The sequence below is a fragment of the Mesorhizobium sp. M1423 genome, from assembly GCF_040317575.1.
Taxonomy (GTDB): Bacteria; Pseudomonadota; Alphaproteobacteria; order Rhizobiales; family Rhizobiaceae; genus Mesorhizobium.
In genome coordinates this window covers 25,793-44,046 of the sequence record NZ_JAMYKU010000023.1, presented here as the reverse complement: position 1 = coordinate 44,046, position 18,254 = coordinate 25,793, and the positions used below count along the sequence as shown (strand labels likewise).

Below are 18,254 nucleotides of genomic sequence, written 5' to 3'. Positions count from 1 at the left end.
AAATGCAGAAGCGATTCCAGGGAAAAACGGCGGTCATCACCGGCGCGAGCGGCGGCATTGGCGCGGCAATGGCCAGGCGCTTCGCCGTGGAAGGTGCTGCGGTCGTCGTCAGCGCCATCGACGCGCGCGTTGAAGAGGTTGCCGCCGATCTGAAGACTGCGGGCGCCAAGGTTGCGTGGATGCGCATGGACGTGACCAAAAAGGAAGAGGTCGTCGCGCTTTACGACCTGGCCGAGCAACAATTCGGCCGCGTCGACATCTCAGTGCAGAATGCCGGTGTCATCACCATCGCCAGGATCGAGGCGATGACCGAGGCAGAATGGGACAAGGTGATGGCGGTCAACACCAAGGGCGTGTTCCTGTGCTGCCAGGAGGCGATCGCGCGCATCCGCAAGCATGGCGATGGCGGCCGGCTGATCAACACCGCATCCGGCCAGGCGCGGCAGGGCTTTATCTACACGCCGCATTATGCGGCCTCGAAATTCGGCGTCGTCGGCATCACCCAGAGCCTCGCCAAGGAAGTGGCGAAGGAGAAGATCACCGTCAACGCGATCTGCCCCGGCATCATCGACACCGATATGTGGGCCTATAACGATGCCGCATGGGGCAAGTTGATGGGCGACTACAAGCCCGGCGAGCTGATGGCCGAATGGGTGGAGAACATCCCGATGGGCCGCGCCGGCAGCGGCGAGGACGTCTCCGGCCTGGTCAGCTTTCTCGCCAGCGACGATGCGGCCTATATCACCGGGCAGACCATCAATGTCGATGGCGGCCTGATCATGTCGTAAGATACGACACAGGCCAACGTTCCATCCGCCGGGATCTGAAAGCCGCTTCGCTGCATTCAGGCTGCTCGGCCGGCCCGCGCCAATCCATGTTCCACGAGCCGGTCGATGATTTCGGAATAGCTGACGCCGCTTGCCGCCATTGCCTTGGAGTACATGCTGATATCGGTGAAGCCGGGGATGGTGTTGATTTCATTGACCAAGAACTGCATGTCCGGTGTCAGGAAAAAGTCGATGCGCGCCATCCCGTCACAGCCGACGGCTCTGAAAGCCCTTGCAGCCACATCCCGCATGCTTGCCTCGACCTCGGGCGGCAGTTCGGCCGGCACTTTTAGCGCCGCGCCGTTCTCGTCGATGTATTTGGCATCGTAGCTGTAGAAACCGTGGCTTTCCGCCGGCACGATCTCGCCTGGCCGCGAGACGAACAGGTCGCCTGCCGGGTCCTCCAACACGCTACATTCGATCTCGCGCCCATGAACGAATTCCTCGGCCAACAGCTTGCAATCGTGCTGGAAGGCTTCAGCAAGCGCCCCATCGAATTCCTGGCTGGCATTGACCTTTCCGACGCCGACAGACGATCCCTGACGCGCCGGTTTGATGAAGAACGGCAGGCCGAGTTCGCCTTCGAGTGTGGCGACGGCGGGCGCCGCACCTTCATGGACCGTCACTGAGCGCGCGATTGGCAGACCCGCCGCTTTCAGGAGCCGCTTGGTGACATCCTTGTCCAGCGCGGTTGCTGAACCCAGGATGCCGCAGCCGGCAAGCGGCACCAGAGCCACCTCGGCCACCCCCTGTACCGAGCCGTCTTCGCCATGGGGGCCGTGCAGGACGGGAAACAGGATGTCGATCGTTGGCAGATCATAGGGCGTGCCGTCGGCCGGGATCGCCATCATCCGTCCGCGCCCACCCGGAAGCAGGCAAACTTCCGTGCCGCCTGCAGGTTTCGCGAGCTTACCATCCTGAAAGCTGCTCAGCCGCCACCGTCCCTCGCGCGTGACGAAGATTGGGACGGCATCGTATTTGGCAGGCAGCAGCGCACGCATGACATTGGTTGCGGAAAGCACCGAAACGTCATGTTCGGCGGAACGTCCGCCAAAGAGCACGGCAATGCGCAGTCTGTTTAAGGAAGAGGTCATGAAAGCCTCGGAGATGATCTGGTGTTGAAAGGGTCAGAAGCCGACGGCAATACCGCGGTTGGCGCTGAAGTAAGGCGCTTTGGTCTGCTGCATTGTGTCGATGTCCTGTCGTCGCGGCTGGTACCCGATGACTGGCAACCTTGGCTTTTTTTCGAGCCGATCTACGGGTCCATGTAAAAAGACGGCCGTGAAATTGGCGCAGGCGTTATTCGTTGCGCGACGTGAACGTTGGTATATATAATTTCATCCCATGAAAGCGGCTCTGGGCGAGTTGCCGAGCCAACAGCCGAGATCATGGGACTTTGATGGTTTGCACCTCAAGACCGGCGATCGATCCGCGGATGACTGCTTCCGCAGCAAACCATCGGCAGTCATGACGCGGCCGGTCCCGCGCCACATCTTCACCAATTTGGGCACCACCCCGTTTTGCGCCGGCATCCGCTTCGGCAGCATTGTGGCGCCGACGGCCTTGCGCAACGACCAGCTTTTCCAACACAATCAAAAAAAGACGCAAGAAGGGAACTAACGATAACTTCCACCAGAGCTTGACAGGAGAACAAGCATGTCACTTCGGAGCATGATTTCGAAACTATCAATGGGAGCCTTGGCGCTTGCCGCAGCAAGCGCGCTGACACTACCGGCACAAGCAGCGGCGCCGGAATCCAACGACCCGATCAAGATCGCGCTGTTCGACTGGACCAGCGTCAATCTGAACGCCAAGATCCTCGGCGGCATCCTCGAAAAGCTCGGCTATACCGTCGAGTACCCGACCGCCGACTATCTCTCCAGCCTGACCACCGGCCTGACCAATGGCGACATCGATGTCGGCATGGAGTTCTGGGACACGACGGCCGGCGAAGCGATGAAGGCCTCGGATGCAACCGGCCAGACCGAACGCCTCGGCAAGCTCGGGCCCAAGGCCAAGGAGGAATGGTGGTTTCCCGAATATATGAAAGAGAAATGCCCGGGCCTGCCGAACTGGGAGGCATTGAAGGACCCGAAATGCGCCGAGGCCTTTTCGACGGCGGAAACAACACCGAAGGGGCGCTATCTCGGCGGCCCTGTGACATGGGAAGGTTTTGACGACGAGCGCGTCGAGGCGCTGAAACTGCCCTTCACCGTCATCCATGCTGGCACCGATGCAGCGATGTTCGCCGAACTGGACTCGGCCTATCAGCGCAAGGCGCCGATCATGCTGTGGATCTATTCGCCGCATTGGGCACCGGCCAAATACAAGGGCGAATGGATCGAATTCCCCGACTATACTGTAGAGTGCTACACCGACCCGAAATGGGGCGTGAACCCCGATGCGAAATACGACTGTGGCAAGCCGCATGGCGAGATCTGGAAATATTCCTGGGCCGGCATGAAGGACAAATGGCCGGTCGCCTACAAGGTCGCGAAAAACTACACGGTCGATACCGACGAGCTCAACAAGATGAGCGGCGAGATCGATCTCGAAGGCAAGACGCCGGAAGACGTCGCCGCCGCCTGGATCGCCGCCCACGAAGCCGACTGGAAAGCTTGGGCCGAGTGACCGTCTGACTGGAAATCCGACGGCCCGGCCATTCGTGGCCGGGTCTCGATCCCTATTCCAGAAGGACGATTGCATGACCGATACGATTGAACGCGCGGCGAAAGCGGGCAACGATGCCCGCCCGATAAAGCTTGCCTGCCGCAATGTCTGGAAGCTGTTCGGGGCGGACGCGGCCAATTTCATCCGCCGGCGCGACGGCAAGGCCAGCCTGGCGGACATCGCCGCTGCCGGACTGGTTGGCGCGGTGCGCGCCGTCGATCTCGAAATCCGGCAAGGCGAGATCTTCATCATCATGGGACTTTCGGGATCCGGCAAGTCGACGCTGGTGCGCTGCATGTCGCGGCTGATCGAGCCGACCCACGGCAAGGTCGAGTTTGAAGGCAAGGACCTGCTCAAGATTTCCGATGCCGCGCTGATCGAGCTGCGACGCCACCGCATGGGCATGGTGTTCCAGAATTTTGCCCTGCTGCCGCATCTCAACGTACTGGAGAACATCGCCTTTCCCTTGGGCATCCAGGGGCAGGACCGGCCGACGCGCGAAAAGCGGGCTCGCGAGGTCATCGAGTTGGTCGGCCTGCGCGGCCGCGAGCATTTCTATCCACGCGAGCTTTCCGGCGGCCAGCAGCAGCGTGTCGGCATCGCCCGCAGCCTCGCCACCAAGCCGGAAATCTGGTTCCTCGACGAGCCATTCTCGGCGCTCGATCCGCTGATCCGCCGTGAGATGCAGGACGAGCTGATGCGGCTGCAGACCATGCTGCACAAGACCATCGTCTTCATCACCCATGATTTCGACGAGGCCATCCGGCTGGCCGACCGGATTGCCATCATGAAGGACGGCGAGGTCATCCAGATCGGCACGCCGGAAGAGCTGGTGGTCAACCCGGCGACGGATTATGTCGCCGAATTCACCCGCGACGTCGACCGCGCCAAGGTGATCTCGGCCAAGAGCCTGATGCGCGCCTGCGACGGCGCTGAACATGGCGGCACGGTCGCGCCCGATGCCAAGATCGCCAGTTTCTCGGCAGATATCGTCTCTGCCGGCAAGCCCTTCGCGGTGGTCAACGGCACCGGCAAGCCGATCGGCGAGGTAACGCCGCAGGCGGTGATCGATCTTCTCGCTGGCATCGAACGTCCCGGAGCCGGCGCATGACGGTCACGGCAAGCGCGAGCGCAGCGAGGCCGCGGCAGGGTCAGACCTGGCTGGTGATCTGGGCCTGCGCGCTCGCCGCCGTGCTTGTTGTCTTCCTGCTGCAGGAAAGCCTGCCCTGGACGGTCAATTACCCAGCCAATGCCGTCATTCCCGTCGCCGACTGGGTCAGCGCGCTGATGAACTGGGTGAAGTCGAATTTCTCCTGGCTGACGCGCTCGATCACCGCCGTGCTCGGCGTGCCGCTCGATTTCGCGCTCAATCTTCTCGCCAAAAATTTCAAGATCGGCCATGGCGCGGATATGATCGTCTTGCCGCGCCTGTCCTGGGTCGGCGTCTGCGCTGCCGCCTACCTTGCCGGCCGCGCCGCCGGCGGCTGGAAGCTGGGTGCGCTGGTCGGCGGGTGTTTTCTCTACATCGCGCTGTTCGGGCAGTGGACCAGCGCCATGCTGACGCTGGGCCTGATCTCGATCGCTGTGCCGTTTTGCATTGTCACCGGGCTGTTCGCCGGCATCTGGGCATGGCGCAAGCCTTGGGCAGAAAGGCTATTGATCTCCCCTGCCCTCGATCTGATGCAGACGATCCCAACCTTCGCCTATCTCATCCCGATGCTGCTTTTGTTCGGCAACAGCCCGGTCTCGGCAATGATCGCGACGGCAATCTTCGCGACACCGCCAATGGTGCGGGCGACGATGCTGGGCCTGTCGCGGGTGCCGTCGGAGATCGACGATTTCAGCGAGATGGCCGGCTGCACGGCACGGCAGAAGCTGTGGCGGGTGCTGTTGCCGTCGGCGCGGCCGACGCTGATGGTCGGCGTCAACCAGGTTATCATGCTGGCGCTCAATATGGTGATCATCGCCTCGATGATCGGCGCCGGCGGCCTCGGCTATGATGTGCTTTTGGCGCTGCGCGCGCTCAAGGTCGGCGAGGCGATGGAGGCAGGCCTCGCCATCGTCGCACTGGCAATTGCGCTCGACCGGCTGAGCCAGGCGATCGCGCACAATCACGCCAAGGGCAATGTCCGCCATCAGCCCGGCACCAGCTTCTGGCGGCGCTATCCCAACCTGACGCTGGCCGTCGCCATCCTCGCCGTCACCACGCTGCTCAGCCTGTTCGTGCCGGCCTTCGCCGCGGTGCCGAAGGCGATCACCTTCACCACCGCACCTTTGTGGAAGGCGGCGGTGAACTGGATCACGATCAACTTCTTCGACACGATCGAGGCGTTCCGCGTGGCGCTGATCCTCAATGTGCTGAACCCGGTGCGCGCCTTCTGCGAGGGCTTTCCGTGGCTGGGCGCGGTTTGTCTCCTCGGCCTTGCCGGATACCAGCTCGGCGGCTTGCGCCTCGCCGCCCTGGTCGCGGCATTGACCGGGTTCTGCGCCGTAACCGGCCTGTGGGAAAAGACCATGGCGACGGTCTATCTGTGCGGCATCTCGGCCTTCATTGCCTGCCTGATCGGCATCCCGATCGGGCTGATGGCATCGCGCAGCGACCGCTTTGAAAAGATCGTCACGCCGGTCATCGACACGCTGCAGGTGCTGCCGTCCTTCTGCTTCATCATTCCGGTGGTGATGCTATTCAGAGTCGGCGACGTCACCGCGATGATCGCCACCGTCGCCTTCGCCGTGGTGCCGGCGATCCGCTACACCAATCACGGCATCCGGCAGGTGCCGCCGGCACTGATCGAGGCGGCGAAGGTTTCCGGCTGCACCAGGCGCCAGACCTTCTTTCGCGTGCAGATGCCGCTGGCGTTGCCGGAGATCATGCTGGGCGTCAACCAGACCATCCTGATGGCGCTGGCGATGATCATCATTTGCGCCATGGTCGGCACCCGCGATCTCGGCCAGGAGGTGTTCATCGCGCTGTCCAAGGCCGATTCCGGCCGCGGCATCGTCGCCGGCCTGGCCATCGCCTTTATCGGCATCGTCGCCGACCGGCTGTTCAACGCCTGGACGGCCAAGGCACGGGCAAGGCTGGGTTAGCCTGAGATAGAGGCTCGCGCCGTAGGCCAAAGGCCCGCCGACCGCAGCAAATTCATAAACAATATATAGGAACACTAAAGGGGACAGGGCATTCCGCCGACCCGAACACCACCTCCCAACGAGGTCAGGTAGCGCCGCTAAGCCGCTGCCCGATCTTCTTTATTCCGCCCGCGCGACGATCCCACGTTTTCATCGAAAACCCGCTTCACATTGCTGCGGTTCTAAGGATGAATGTTCGCGTACGCCCGCGAATGAAGCCGGCGAATTTGCTCTATAGTTTGAATGCCTCAGTCCCTACATGCTTCGACCGACACTCATCGCATTTCGCCCTTCGAATAGCATCGCCGCTGACCGGTGATGAAGCATCAGAGCGAAAAGGGTCTCGCTCTTAGGTGAACAAAAAATCATCCGCCGTCAGCGTGCCCGTAAAGTTTTCAAGAGTGACTTGATCGACCCCTGCGGTAATGATGGTGCTAGTTCCACTTTGGGCAAAAGTGAGATCATTGAACGATTGCACGCCCTCCACACCACTAAACATGATGCTGTCGCCTTGGCTCTGGCTGAAGTCGTAGATGGTGTTTTGGGTTCCGACCGTCATTGAACCATCGTCCTTGAATATGAATTGGTCTGCGCCGCCCTGAGCCAACTCGCTCAGTTGTCCATCCCCCCACATGTCATTGATGACCGTGCAGCCAGGTGCCGCGCTCCCTGCGTACAGGACATCGTTGCCGCCCTGAGCCGAACCGGACATTTGCAGAGCGTCGCCGCACAAGAAGTTACTGACTTGGCCGCTTTCGCTGATATGGCCGCCGGTAAGAATATCGTTGCCGCCCGTGGCGGACTCCGACATAGCGAATGCGTCGCCGTACAACTCGTTTAGAACATCAGGAAAGACGCTCTTGTCTCCGCCGGTCAGGGTGTCATTACCGCCCACAGCGCTGCCGAGCATCGTCAAAGCGTCGCCATACCCCATATTATGGCCGGTGCCTTGCAGCACGGCCACATCATCGCCCCCAAGCGCATGGTCGAACATACTGCCGCCCGCGTCACCGTAGAAAGTTACCCGGCCCCCACCCGTGCTCGTGAAGGTGTCATTGCCGCCCTTGGCAAAACCGGAAAGATCGCCGCCCGCATCGCCATAGAGAGTCTCGCGCCCGAGCGCCCCACCCGTGTCTGTGTAATGGTCGTCGCCGCCCTGGGCATGGTCAGACATGTTGCCGCCGGCGTCCCCGAAGAAAATGTTGGTGGAAAAGGAGCGGCCCGTGAAGGTATCGTTGCCACCCCTACTGTCGTCCGACATGTCGCCGCCGGCATCACCGTAGAAAGTGTTGTTGGAGTCGGACGTGCCCGTGAAGTTGTCGTCGCCGCCCTGCGCATTGCCGGACATGTTGCTGCCGGCGTCTCCGTAGAAAATGTTATTGGCTTCTTTGGAGCCCTGGAAGGTGTCGTTGCCGCCCTTGCTGTGATCGGACATCTCGCCGCCTGCGTCACCGTAGAAGGTGTGGTCGGCTCCTTGGTGGGTTTGGGTCAGGAAAGTGTCGTCACCGCCCTGAGCATGGCCGAACATGTTGCCGCCGGCGTCACCGTAGAAAGTGTTTTCTACCTGTCTCCCGCCGCTGGTGAAGGTATCGTTGCCGCCCTTGCTGTGGTCCGACATATCGTCGCCCGCGTCACCGTAAAAAGTGTTGAGGGACCCGCCTTCGACCCTGAACGAGTCATTGCCGCCCTGAGCATGGCCGAACATGTTGCCGCCGGCGTCACCGTAAAAAGTGTTGAGGGACCCGCCCGTGAAAGTGTCGTTGCCGCCCTTGCTGTGGTCCGACATATCCTTGCCCGCGTCACCGTAAGCGGTGGTGGTGGAGGAGCTCGACGCCGTGAAGCTGTCGTCACCGCCGCGAGTAAAATTAAACATGCTGCCAAACGCGTCACCGTAAAAGGTGTAGGTCGAGGGTGCGTTTTCCGTAAATGTGTCGTTGCCGCCCCTCGAGAAATCGAACAGGCTTCCGCCAGCATCGCCGATTAAGATATTTATAGTTTGATCGCCTGCGAGGATGTCATCGGTGCCCCATTGATGATGTGCAAGATCACCGGGAGTAAAGGGAACGCGTTTAGACATCCTACGCTCTCCTGTTTGAGCCTACCCGACCCATTCACAGCCTTACGCTGCCAAGCTGGAGCGAGCAATAATCATGAAGGACTAGTCTCGGGGAATAAGAAGCGGTGGCTCATCACCGCGCGGCGGGCCCGTTTATTGACCAGAGCAACAAACGGGCTACCGCAGGGGCATGCTGATGGAGCGCAAACCAGCTCTCTTCTACAACGTGAAACACTCGAGGGGCGAACTTCCGAAGTTCTCGGCACCGAGTTCATGCTCAACCTGAATGAGGCACGCCGCTCCACGGGCCGACGACGTTGCCCGGCATTTCTGTCAGAAAGGCCAGCGAGCTGATGCAGATTAGGACAGGATCATCCGGAGACGGTGAAATCCTCTGACGCAACCGCAGTCGAATTGCGATCTCCGAGCACCAGGAAACGGGCCTGCCAGAAGGGCTGCTCCGACGCCGAGGATCCGTGGGGACGGCCCTATTTGCCGACACCTCCAACCCAAAACGGGTCGCCTGCCCGCGGCACGTCACTCCAAAGCTAGTGACGATGTATCCGCCGTTCACCATGCCTCGACTCCTTACCTCTATTTCAGGGACGCGCGCTGGCTAAGAGAAGGAGCCCGCATGGGACAGCGCTCTGGCGCAAAGCGATATATTAGGTCATCATGATGTAGATTTCGATCGTCTGGAAACCAGCGTTACTTCGGAAAGGATGGGGAATGTCGACATCGAGCGGCAGCCTGCCGTTATCGAAAAGCCTGTTCGAGATCGGGATGTTTTCCGCTGCCGTCAATGTATTGCTGCTCGTACCTCCGCTTTATCTCCTACAGATTTACGATCGGGTTCTGCCGTCGTCGAGCATGAACACTCTCGTTTATCTGTCGCTGTTTTCCATCACCGGACTTGCGGTCCTTGGGATTTTGGAAATAGTTCGGTCGCTTTATGCAAACCGGCTGGCTGCACGCTTTGACGCTCGAATGGGATCTGCGGCATTTCTCGCGGCGATGAATGGTCCGGGAGCCGGCCTCGGCGACGTCCAACCGTTGCGCGACCTGGCGACAATCCGCACCTTCGTTGCCTCGCGTTTATTGTTTTTCCTCTTCGATTTGCCTTTCGGGCTGCTTTTCCTCGTTCTGCTCTACTTTGTTCACCCATTGCTGTTTGCGATCACGCTTATCGGTGTGGTCACCATGCTTATCATCGCCCTGCTCAATCAGGCAGCTACAAGCCGGAGCGGCAGGGAGGCTGGCGACACGCTCGCCGCCACGATGAATGCGGCACAGACGTTTGCGCGCAATTTTGAAACCGTGCGCGCGCTTGGGATGGTCTCCAGCATCATCGAGTTCTGGGGCGATCGCTTTGCACAGTCGCTCGGCGCGTCAGACAAAGTCGCCCGAAACAATGCGTTTTATGGCGGTCTGTCACGGACGATCCGCATCTTGCTGCAACTGGCCGCGCTTGCCGTCGGCGCCTATCTGGTCCTGGCTGACGAAATGACGGCGGGCATGATGTTCGCGGCTTCGATCATCTCGGCGCGCGTACTGCAACCCATCGACCAGATCGTCGGCAGTTGGCGGCAAATCGCTGAAACCGGCCAGGCCTGTAAACGTGTCATCGCGTTGCAAAACCAGGTTTCTGGCGAGTGGCCCGTCGATGTAAACCTACCCGCGCCGGTTGGCGCGCTGACGCTCGACCAGGTCGTCTACTTCCTGCCCAACACCGACCCCGGCGGTCTTCCACTGATCAAGCGGCTGAGTTTTTCCGTCGACGCCGGCGAGTGCGTTGCCATCATCGGACCCAGCCAGGCAGGCAAGTCGACGCTTGCGAGATTGCTAGTCGGCGCTATCAAGCCTCGCTCTGGCGTCGTGCGGATAGACGGGGCTGATATCCAGAACTGGCGGCCGGACCAACTCGGTAAGCATCTCGGCTATCTGTCGCAGGAAGTGGAACTCTTTCCCGGAACGGTCGGCCAGAATATTTCACGGTTTGAAGCTGATCCGTTCGATCAGGAGATCATTGCAGCTGCAGAACGCGCTCAGGTGCACCAGTTGGTGCTCGGTCTTCCCGGCGGCTACGCAACGGTAATTGGCCCCATGGGAGTGAGGCTCTCCGGCGGAGAAAGACAACGTATCGGACTAGCCCGCGCGTTTTTCGGCGGCCCGAGAATTCTTGTGCTCGACGAGCCAAACGCAAATCTGGACTCAGAAGGTGAAGCTGCCCTCGAGCGCGCGATCCTTGATGCCCGTTCAGACAAAAGAACGGTTCTGCTCATCACGCATCGCCCGTCACTTGCTGCGAAATGCGATCGAATACTGATGCTTCGAGATGGACAGATCGAGCTATACGGCCCTGCCCAGGATGTGCTGCACCGATTGGCTCAAGGACAAAACAAACTCATGACGCAGTCTGCGGCTGCAAATTCCCCTGTTGGGACGGCGAACGAAAGCCGCGGCTTGCTGGGTCAATCGACACCGCCTCGCCTGCAGAACTGAGCCACGATGTTTCGGCTCGGCTGCCCAAAGGACATGTATGCAAAACGAAGCTGAAAGTTTCCACTGGCATAGAAAAATTCCCACGCACACCGGGAAGATCGCCATCGCCGGCTACTCTGCGATAATCGCTCTCATTGGTGGATTTGGCGTGTGGGCAGCCACGGTGCCCATAGCCGGCGCGGCAATTGCGCCAGGTGTTATTGCCGCCGCCGGCAAGAACATCATGATCCAACATCTCGAAGGCGGAGTCATACGAAAGATCCACTTTAAGGAAGGCGACCGAGTCAAGAAGGGAGACTCGCTTTTCGCTATCGACGCAACAGCCGCTGAGACGCAGGTCAACCGTCTTGTCAAACAGTTGATATCTCAAAGAGCCAAAGCAGCGAGGCTTGAAGCTGAGCGCGACGGACTGTCCGAAATCGACATGCCTCCTGACCTGGAGCGTCCATCGGGCGGACTCGATGTCCAGGATGTTATCGCCCAGCAACGAAAGGAATTTGAGGCACGTCTGGCGCGCTATCATGCCGAGCAGGAAATTCTGCGGCAGCGGATCGAAACTTTGAAGGAATCCGTTACCGGGCTTCGGGCGCAAAAGAAGGCTTCTGAAGAACAGTTGACGATCGTGCGAGAAGAAGCCGAGCGCAAGAAGCAATTGCTCGAAAAAGGCCTGACGAACCGCAGCGAGTATACCGAACTCTTGCGAACCAGTGCTTCGCTTGTCGGTCAGGCTGGGGCGATAGAATCGCAGATCGCTGGAACTGCAACGCAACTTGCGGAGGCCAGTCAACAAATCGAGAGACTAACGACATCGCGAGTAGAGGAGGCCGTCAGTGAGCTGAATACGGTCCGCTCATCACTGGCCGACCTCGAAGAACAGATCGACGCTGCCCAATCCGTTCTTCAACGGACGATTGTGAAGGCTCCGACCGACGGGATCGTGGTTCACTCATTATATAATGTCGAGGGTGGGGTTATCCGGCCTGGTGAAGTCGTAATGGAACTGCTGCCGACCACTGATGAGTTAATTGTCGAGGCACGCATCTCTTTGCACGACATCGACTCGATCAGGCTGGGGCAGGAAGCGCATATGATGTTGAGCGCACTGAATGCACGGATTACGCCGCGAGTGCGTGGAAAGGTCATCTACATATCGGCCGACCGCGTCGTCGACGACAAGACTGGCCAATCCTTTTATTCAACAAGGATGAAGATAGACGAGCAGCTTCCGATGGAGATCAAGCGAGAACAGATTTATCCTGGAATGCCTGTTGAAACCTTCATCAGAACCGGCGACCGAACCTTTCTGGTCTACCTCCTGCGCCCTTTCCTGGATTCTTTCGGCAAGGCGTTTCGCGAAGAATAGGTATACTGAGGATGATGGCTGCTTTGCGCGTCAATAGTTGACGTTCGTTCCGACGCCAAGGGTCTGCACCGGGCAACTGCGTCGTCCCGTCTCCCGGCGTCAAATGTCCGAGAATATCTGAACCCGATCGTTCAGAATGATTGGGTTGTGACCCTCAGCCTCCAGGCCTTATTTTCCTTTTCTTGTTTGACCATGCCTGACGATTTCCGGCATCACCGGCAGGCTGGCTTTTGTAGTCGTCCTGTTCGCCGTGGATCATCAATGCCTTGTCTCGTATCGCCGTTTCTCCATCATCCAGCTTGACCATGCTGTTGAAGCCTGGGCACGCAAAACGCTGTCGGCGCCGATCTGCTGATTTGGCATATCGCCCGCATGCGAGCCTTTTCTCTGCGGCATCTCGGCCTTCATTGTCTGCCTGATCGGCATCCCGATCGGGCTGATGGCATCGCGCAGCGACCGCTTTGAAAAGATCGTCACGGCGGTCATCGACACGCTGCAGGTGCTGCCGTCCTTCTGCTTCATCATTCCGGTGGTGATGCTGTTTCGGGTCGGCGACGTCACCGCGACGATCGCCACCGTCGCCTTCGCCGTGGTGCCGGCGATCCGCTACACCAAGCACGGCATCCGGCAGGTGGCGCCGGCGCTGATCGAGGCGGCGAAGGTTTCCGGCTGCACCAAGCGCCAGACCTTCTTTCGCGTGCAGCTGCCGCTGGCGTTGCCGGAGATCATGCTGGGCGTCAACCAGACCATCCTGATGGCGCTGGCGATGATCATCATTTGCGCCATGGTCGGCACCCGCGATCTCGGCCAGGAGGTGTTCATCGCGCTGTCCAAGGCCGATTCCGGCCGCGGCATCGTCGCCGGCCTGGCCATCGCCTTCATCGGCATCGTCGCCGACCGGCTGTTCAATGCATGGACGGCCAAGGCGAGAGCGAGGCTGGGATAGCCGGGAATAGGACGGCCACAGGAAGCTGCCGCTAATGGCGCCCCGGTGACGAGTTACCGATCCCTACGCCTAACGACATAGCCCTTCGGGATTATTGCTCGCTCTTGGCTCACATCGTACGGCTGTGATGGGACGGGTAGGCTCAACAGGAGAGCGGATAATGTCTAAACGCGTTCCCTTTACTACCGGTGATCTAGCAGATCATCAGTGGGGTATCGATGACGCCCTCACAGGCGATCCAAACACGAATATCTTGACCGGCGACGCCGGCGGCAGCCTGCTCGATTTCTCGAGAGGCGGCAACGATACCTTTACGGAAACCGCACCGTCGACCTACACCTTCTACGGTGACGCGGCTCGGAGCTTGTTCAATTTTGCTCGGGGCGGTGACGACACCTTCACCACGGGGCTTTCGTCCACCACGACGACTGCCTATGGTGACGCGGGCGACGATATGTCGGACCACAGCAAGGGCGGCAACGATACCTTCAACAGTGGATTGGCAAGGCAGGTAGTCGATACCTTCTATGGTGACGCCGGCGGCAACATGCTCGGCCATGCTCATGGGGGTGACGACACTTTCCTGACCCAAACCAAACAAGGAGCCGACCACACCTTCTACGGTGATGCAGGCGGCGAGATGTCCGATCGCAGCAAGGGCGGCAACGACACCTTCGAGGGCTCGAAAGAAGCCAATAACATTTTCTACGGTGACGCCGGCAGCAACATGTCCGGCAATGCGCGGGGCGGCGACGATAGCTTCACGGGCAAGAGCGATTCATTCAACACTTTCTACGGCGATGCCGGCGGCGACATGTCGGACGACAGTAGGGGTGGCAACGATACCTTTACGGGCCGCTCCTTTTCCACCAACACTTTCTTCGGCGACGCCGGCGGCAACATGTCTGGCCATGCTCTGGGCGGCGACGACTATTACACAGACACGTTTGGGGATCTCGGGAGCAAAACTCTCTATGGCGATGCGGGCGGCGATCTTTCCGGTTTTGCCACGGGCGGCAACGACACCTTCACGAGCGTGGGTGGGTCCCGGGTAACGTTCTACGGTGACGCGGGCGGCAGTATGTTCGACCATGCGCTTGGGGGCGATGACGTGGCCGTGCTGCAAGGCACCGCCCATAATGTGGGGTATGGCGACGCCGTGACGATGCTCGGCAACGCTGTGGGCGGCAATGACACCCTGACCGGCGGGGACAAGAGCGCCTTTCCTGACGTTCTAAACGAGTTGTCCGGCGACGCGCGCGCTATGTCCGGCTCCGCTCAGGGCGGCAATGACATTCTTACCGGGGGCCAGAACAGCGAAAGCGGCCAAGTTCGCAACTTCCTGTGCGGCGACGCTCTGCAAATGTCCGGTTCGGCTCAGGGCGGCAACGATGTCCTGTACGCAGGGAGCGCGGCACCTGGCTGCACGGTCATCAATGACATGTGGGGGGATGGACAACTGAGCGAGTTGGCTCAGGGCGGCGCAGACCAATTCATATTCAAGGACGATGGTTCAATGACGGTCGGAACCCAAAACACCATCTACGACTTCAGCCAGACCCAAGGCGACACTATCGTGTTTAGTGGCGTGGAGGGCGTGCAATCGTTCGATGATCTCACAATTGCGCAAAGTGGAACCGACATCATTATTACCGCGGGAGTCGATCAAGTTACTCTCGCAAACTTTGCGAGCCCGCTGACAACGAGTGACTTTTTGTTCGTCTGAAAGTGAAGCTCTTATCGCATTCGAAGAGGGGGAATGCGTGAGAATTCGTTGAGCATCGTCGCGCGGCCGGTCGCCCCAATTCTGGTCGACCGGCCGATCGACAATCCCAGCCGCAAGTATGGATCAAGCGGCCAGGAATCTCTCGGTCAGTCGAGCCCAGAGCGCTGCGCCGACGGTCAAATTGCCGTCGTTGAAATCATATTTCGAGCTGTGCAGGATGGCTGAATCCTCGCCGTTGCCGAGGCGGAGGAAGCAACCGGGTTTGTGCTCGAGGAAATAGGAAAAGTCTTCGCTGCCGGGGATCAACGGGCAGACGGACACCTTGTCGTGACCAACGAGTTCAACAGCGACGTCTGTCGCAAAGGACGTCTCGCTCTCGGAATTGACCACCACCGGGTAGCCGCGCTCGTAGTCGATCTCGACGGTTGCGCCATGCGCCTGCGCCACAAGTGCTGCGATACTGCGAATACGCTGCTCGAGCCTATCGCGAATCTCGACCGAGAAGGAGCGGACGCTGAGCGTGATCTCGGCCTGTTCGGGGATGACGTTGGAGGCCGTGCCGCCGTGAATGGTGCCGACGGTGACGACAGCCGTCTCGATCGGGTTGACGTTGCGCGACACCACCGTCTGGAGGGTCATGATGATGTTGGCGGCAGCGACGATCGGGTCGACCGTCAGGTGCGGACGCGAGGCGTGGCCGCCACGCCCGGCGATCTTGATGGTGACGGTATCGCTCGCTGCCATCAGCGGCCCCGCGCGCATCAGGAAGGAACCCGCCGGCGCGCCCGGATGGTTGTGCAGCCCGAAAATCGCATCGCAGGGAAAGCGCTCGAACAGGCCGTCGGCGATCATCGCCTGCGCCCCGCTTCCTTTGCCGGCTTCCTCGGCCGGCTGGAAGATGAGGTTCACCGTGCCGTTGAAATGGCGCGTGCGCGCCAGGTATTCGGCCGCGCCGAGCAGCATCGTGGTGTGGCCGTCATGGCCGCAGGCGTGCATCTTGCCGCTGGCTTGGCTGGCATAAGGGAGATTGGTCGCTTCGGTGATCGGCAAGGCGTCCATGTCGGCGCGGATGGCAATGCTGCGGCCGCTGCCTTGGCGCAAGCGGCCGACGACCCCGAGCCCGCCGACATTGCGTGTCACCTCATAGCCCCAGCTTTCGAGCCGTTCGGCAACGTATGCTGCCGTTTCGTACTCCTGGAATGAAAGCTCGGGATGCGCGTGCAGGTGCTGGCGAGCCGCAGCAAGCTCGGCGGCCTTGTCGGCGAAGTCGGAAATATCGGCGAACTGGTTGGAGGTCTTTGGCATGGGGGGTCCTTTGCCCGAGCACGTAATGGCGCCGGCTTTTCTGTCAGATGAAACGGCTTAAAAAGGCCCGCGTGCGCGGGTGCCTGGGTTTGGCGAGAACCTCGTCCGGAGGCCCGGCCTCGATCACATTGCCGTCGTCCATGAACACCACCCGATCCGCCGCTTCGCGGGCGAAGCCGATCTCATGCGTGACCACGATCATGGTCAAGCCCTGCCTGGCAAGATCGCGCATGGTGGCGAGCACCTCGCCGACCAACTCCGGATCGAGCGCCGACGTCGGCTCGTCGAAGAGCATCAATTTCGGGCGGATGGCGAGCGCACGGGCGATGGCGACGCGCTGCTGCTGGCCGCCTGAAAGCTGGCGCGGATAGGCGTCGATCTTGTCGGCGAGACCGACACGGGTCAGCAGTTCGCGGGCGTAGCCGATCGCCTCCTTGCGGTTCTCCCGGTGAACGCCGACCGGAGCCTCGATGACATTCTGCAGGGTCGTCATGTGCGGATAGAGATTGAACTGCTGGAACACCATGCCGATCTTGCGCCGCTGCGCGGCGATCGCCCGATCGGAGAGCTTGTCGAGGCGGCCGTTGTGCAGCCGGTAGCCGATCTGCTCGCCGTCCACCTCGATCGCCCCTTGCTCGATCGCCTCGAGATGATTGATGCATCGCAGGAAGGTCGACTTTCCGGAGCCGGACGGTCCGAGAACGACCACCACCTCGCCAGGCGCGACGTCCAGGTCGATGCCCTTCAGCACCTCGAGCGGGCCGAACGCCTTGTGAACGTTGCGCGCCCGGACCAAGGGCGTGTCATGCGCGCTCATTGGCGGCCTCCAGCGTGGCGGTCGCCGTCTTCTCGCGGGCGCCGCGGTCGCCGCGGCTGTAATGGCGTTCGATCGCGCCCTGCGCGACATTGAGAACCGAGGTGATCAGCAGGTACCAGAGCACCGCAACCATCAGCAGCGGAATGATTTCGAAGGTGCGGTTGTAGATCGACTGCACGGAGTACAGCAGGTCGGCCATGGCGATGACGCTGACCAGCGACGTCGCCTTGATCATGCTGATCAGCTGATTGCCGGTCGGCGGCACGATCGAGCGCATCGCCTGCGGGATGATGATGCGCCGCAGGGCCCGCGCGCGGGTCATGCCGAAGGCTTCAGCCGTTTCGGCCTGCCCCTTGTCCACCGACAGCAGCCCACCACGAATGATCTCTGCCATATAGGCGGCCTCATTCAGCGCCAGACCGAGGATAGCGGCCGTCAAAGGCGTGATCAGGTCGTTGGTGTTCCAGCTCGCAAAACCGATGGAAATGCGCGGAAACAGCGTCGAAAGATTGTACCACAGGATGAGCTGCACCAGCAGCGGCGTTCCCCGGAAGAACCAGATGAACAGTCCGGATAGAAAAGATGCCAGCCTGTCTTTCGACATGCGCGCGATGGCGAGCAGCAGGCCGAGCACGATACCCAGGATCATCGCCACGACCGTCAGGCCGAGCGTTACGGAAAGCCCCTGCATGACCGTCGGATCGAAGAAATACTGGGCGACGACTGGCCAACCGAAATTCGGGTTGACCGCGACGATATAGGCGAAGCCGGCCGCCACGGCGACGGTGAACGCCCAGAGCGCCAGCCGGACAAGCGGAAACGGCCGGTGGGCTCGCTTGACATCGCGCAGAGCGTCGTCGGGACGTCGCGGCACCTCGGACGCGTAGGCAGCGGTCGCGTCGGTCATGGCAGC

13 protein-coding genes and 2 pseudogenes are annotated in these 18,254 nt (G+C 60.5%); 9 read left to right on the top strand and 6 right to left on the bottom strand.

What is annotated here, in order from left to right:
• Nucleotides 1-2 precede the first annotated feature (2 nt).
• Nucleotides 3-788, top strand: a complete 786-nt coding sequence (locus NKG95_RS25010) for an SDR family oxidoreductase (RefSeq protein WP_352484100.1) — start codon at nucleotides 3-5, stop codon at nucleotides 786-788.
• 56 nt (nucleotides 789-844) lie between these two features.
• Here the strand turns inward: NKG95_RS25010 and NKG95_RS25005 are convergent, their stop codons facing one another.
• Entirely contained in the window at nucleotides 845-1,921 is a 1,077-nt protein-coding gene (locus NKG95_RS25005; protein ID WP_352845919.1) for a D-alanine--D-alanine ligase family protein, read from the bottom strand.
• A gap of 250 nt (nucleotides 1,922-2,171) precedes the next feature.
• Between NKG95_RS25005 and NKG95_RS25000 the strand changes: the two genes are divergently transcribed.
• The 4 genes from NKG95_RS25000 to NKG95_RS24985 all read left to right on the top strand — a co-directional run bounded on the left by NKG95_RS25000 (nucleotide 2,172) and on the right by NKG95_RS24985 (nucleotide 6,587).
• A complete protein-coding gene (locus tag NKG95_RS25000) occupies nucleotides 2,172-2,447 on the top strand; it encodes a hypothetical protein (RefSeq protein ID WP_353042825.1) in 276 nt (91 codons plus the stop codon).
• A 36-nt stretch (nucleotides 2,448-2,483) separates the two neighbouring features.
• Nucleotides 2,484-3,458, top strand: a complete 975-nt coding sequence (locus NKG95_RS24995; RefSeq protein ID WP_352639052.1) for an ABC transporter substrate-binding protein — start codon at nucleotides 2,484-2,486, stop codon at nucleotides 3,456-3,458.
• A 73-nt stretch (nucleotides 3,459-3,531) separates the two neighbouring features.
• Nucleotides 3,532-4,608, top strand: coding sequence for a quaternary amine ABC transporter ATP-binding protein (locus tag NKG95_RS24990; protein WP_023716786.1), 1,077 nt, complete (start codon nucleotides 3,532-3,534; stop codon nucleotides 4,606-4,608).
• Nucleotides 4,605-6,587 (top strand): ABC transporter permease, encoded by a 1,983-nt coding sequence (locus NKG95_RS24985; RefSeq protein WP_353042824.1) that lies wholly within the window; start codon nucleotides 4,605-4,607, stop codon nucleotides 6,585-6,587. Before NKG95_RS24990 ends, NKG95_RS24985 begins: the two co-directional genes overlap by 4 nt.
• Nucleotides 6,588-6,975: 388 nt before the next feature.
• Here NKG95_RS24985 and NKG95_RS24980 read toward each other — a convergent pair whose 3' ends face one another.
• Nucleotides 6,976-8,703, bottom strand: a complete 1,728-nt coding sequence (locus NKG95_RS24980; protein WP_353042823.1) for a hypothetical protein — start codon at nucleotides 8,701-8,703, stop codon at nucleotides 6,976-6,978.
• 708 nt (nucleotides 8,704-9,411) lie between these two features.
• On the opposite strand from NKG95_RS24980, the gene NKG95_RS24975 reads away from it, so the two are divergent.
• Entirely contained in the window at nucleotides 9,412-11,184 is a 1,773-nt protein-coding gene (locus NKG95_RS24975) for a type I secretion system permease/ATPase (RefSeq protein WP_353042822.1), read from the top strand.
• Between the two features lie 37 nt (nucleotides 11,185-11,221).
• A complete protein-coding gene (locus NKG95_RS24970) occupies nucleotides 11,222-12,547 on the top strand; it encodes an HlyD family type I secretion periplasmic adaptor subunit (protein WP_353042821.1) in 1,326 nt (441 codons plus the stop codon).
• A gap of 154 nt (nucleotides 12,548-12,701) precedes the next feature.
• On the opposite strand, the pseudogene NKG95_RS24965 reads toward NKG95_RS24970, so the two are convergent.
• Nucleotides 12,702-12,931: pseudogene (locus NKG95_RS24965) on the bottom strand (superoxide dismutase family protein); the annotation flags it as partial.
• On the opposite strand from NKG95_RS24965, the pseudogene NKG95_RS24960 reads away from it, so the two are divergent.
• Both NKG95_RS24960 and NKG95_RS24955 read left to right on the top strand, forming a co-directional pair.
• Nucleotides 12,930-13,493 (top strand): annotated as a pseudogene (locus NKG95_RS24960) (ABC transporter permease); the annotation flags it as partial. The pseudogenes NKG95_RS24965 and NKG95_RS24960 sit on opposite strands and share 2 nt — an antisense overlap.
• A 160-nt stretch (nucleotides 13,494-13,653) precedes the next feature.
• The gene (locus tag NKG95_RS24955) at nucleotides 13,654-15,219 is read left to right on the top strand and encodes a hypothetical protein (RefSeq protein WP_353042820.1); all 1,566 of its coding nucleotides are present in this window, start codon (nucleotides 13,654-13,656) and stop codon (nucleotides 15,217-15,219) included.
• Nucleotides 15,220-15,342: 123 nt separating this feature from the next.
• Here NKG95_RS24955 and NKG95_RS24950 read toward each other — a convergent pair whose 3' ends face one another.
• From NKG95_RS24950 to NKG95_RS24940, 3 genes are read right to left on the bottom strand one after another with little or no spacing between them, the layout of a single operon-like run.
• Nucleotides 15,343-16,524 carry a M20 aminoacylase family protein gene (locus tag NKG95_RS24950; protein WP_353042819.1) on the bottom strand — a complete coding sequence of 394 codons (1,182 nt, stop codon included), beginning with the start codon at nucleotides 16,522-16,524 and terminating at the stop codon, nucleotides 15,343-15,345.
• Nucleotides 16,525-16,567: 43 nt separating this feature from the next.
• Nucleotides 16,568-17,341: an amino acid ABC transporter ATP-binding protein gene (locus NKG95_RS24945; RefSeq protein WP_353042818.1), complete on the bottom strand. Its 774-nt coding sequence runs from the start codon at nucleotides 17,339-17,341 to the stop codon at nucleotides 16,568-16,570.
• Nucleotides 17,328-18,248 (bottom strand): amino acid ABC transporter permease, encoded by a 921-nt coding sequence (locus NKG95_RS24940; protein ID WP_352484109.1) that lies wholly within the window; start codon nucleotides 18,246-18,248, stop codon nucleotides 17,328-17,330. Before NKG95_RS24940 ends, NKG95_RS24945 begins: the two co-directional genes overlap by 14 nt.
• Nucleotides 18,249-18,254: the final 6 nt, after the last annotated feature.

Coding starts and splice junctions, on each gene's coding strand:
- NKG95_RS25005 (WP_352845919.1), bottom strand. CDS start 1,921: ATGACCTCTTCCTTAAACAGACTGCGCATTGCCGTGCTCTTTGGCGGA.
- NKG95_RS24970 (WP_353042821.1), top strand. CDS start 11,222: ATGCAAAACGAAGCTGAAAGTTTCCACTGGCATAGAAAAATTCCCACG.
- NKG95_RS24980 (WP_353042823.1), bottom strand. CDS start 8,703: ATGTCTAAACGCGTTCCCTTTACTCCCGGTGATCTTGCACATCATCAA.
- NKG95_RS25000 (WP_353042825.1), top strand. CDS start 2,172: ATGAAAGCGGCTCTGGGCGAGTTGCCGAGCCAACAGCCGAGATCATGG.
- NKG95_RS24985 (WP_353042824.1), top strand. CDS start 4,605: ATGACGGTCACGGCAAGCGCGAGCGCAGCGAGGCCGCGGCAGGGTCAG.
- NKG95_RS24955 (WP_353042820.1), top strand. CDS start 13,654: ATGTCTAAACGCGTTCCCTTTACTACCGGTGATCTAGCAGATCATCAG.
- NKG95_RS24990 (WP_023716786.1), top strand. CDS start 3,532: ATGACCGATACGATTGAACGCGCGGCGAAAGCGGGCAACGATGCCCGC.
- NKG95_RS24950 (WP_353042819.1), bottom strand. CDS start 16,524: ATGCCAAAGACCTCCAACCAGTTCGCCGATATTTCCGACTTCGCCGAC.
- NKG95_RS24940 (WP_352484109.1), bottom strand. CDS start 18,248: ATGACCGACGCGACCGCTGCCTACGCGTCCGAGGTGCCGCGACGTCCC.
- NKG95_RS24995 (WP_352639052.1), top strand. CDS start 2,484: ATGTCACTTCGGAGCATGATTTCGAAACTATCAATGGGAGCCTTGGCG.
- NKG95_RS24975 (WP_353042822.1), top strand. CDS start 9,412: ATGTCGACATCGAGCGGCAGCCTGCCGTTATCGAAAAGCCTGTTCGAG.
- NKG95_RS25010 (WP_352484100.1), top strand. CDS start 3: ATGCAGAAGCGATTCCAGGGAAAAACGGCGGTCATCACCGGCGCGAGC.
- NKG95_RS24945 (WP_353042818.1), bottom strand. CDS start 17,341: ATGAGCGCGCATGACACGCCCTTGGTCCGGGCGCGCAACGTTCACAAG.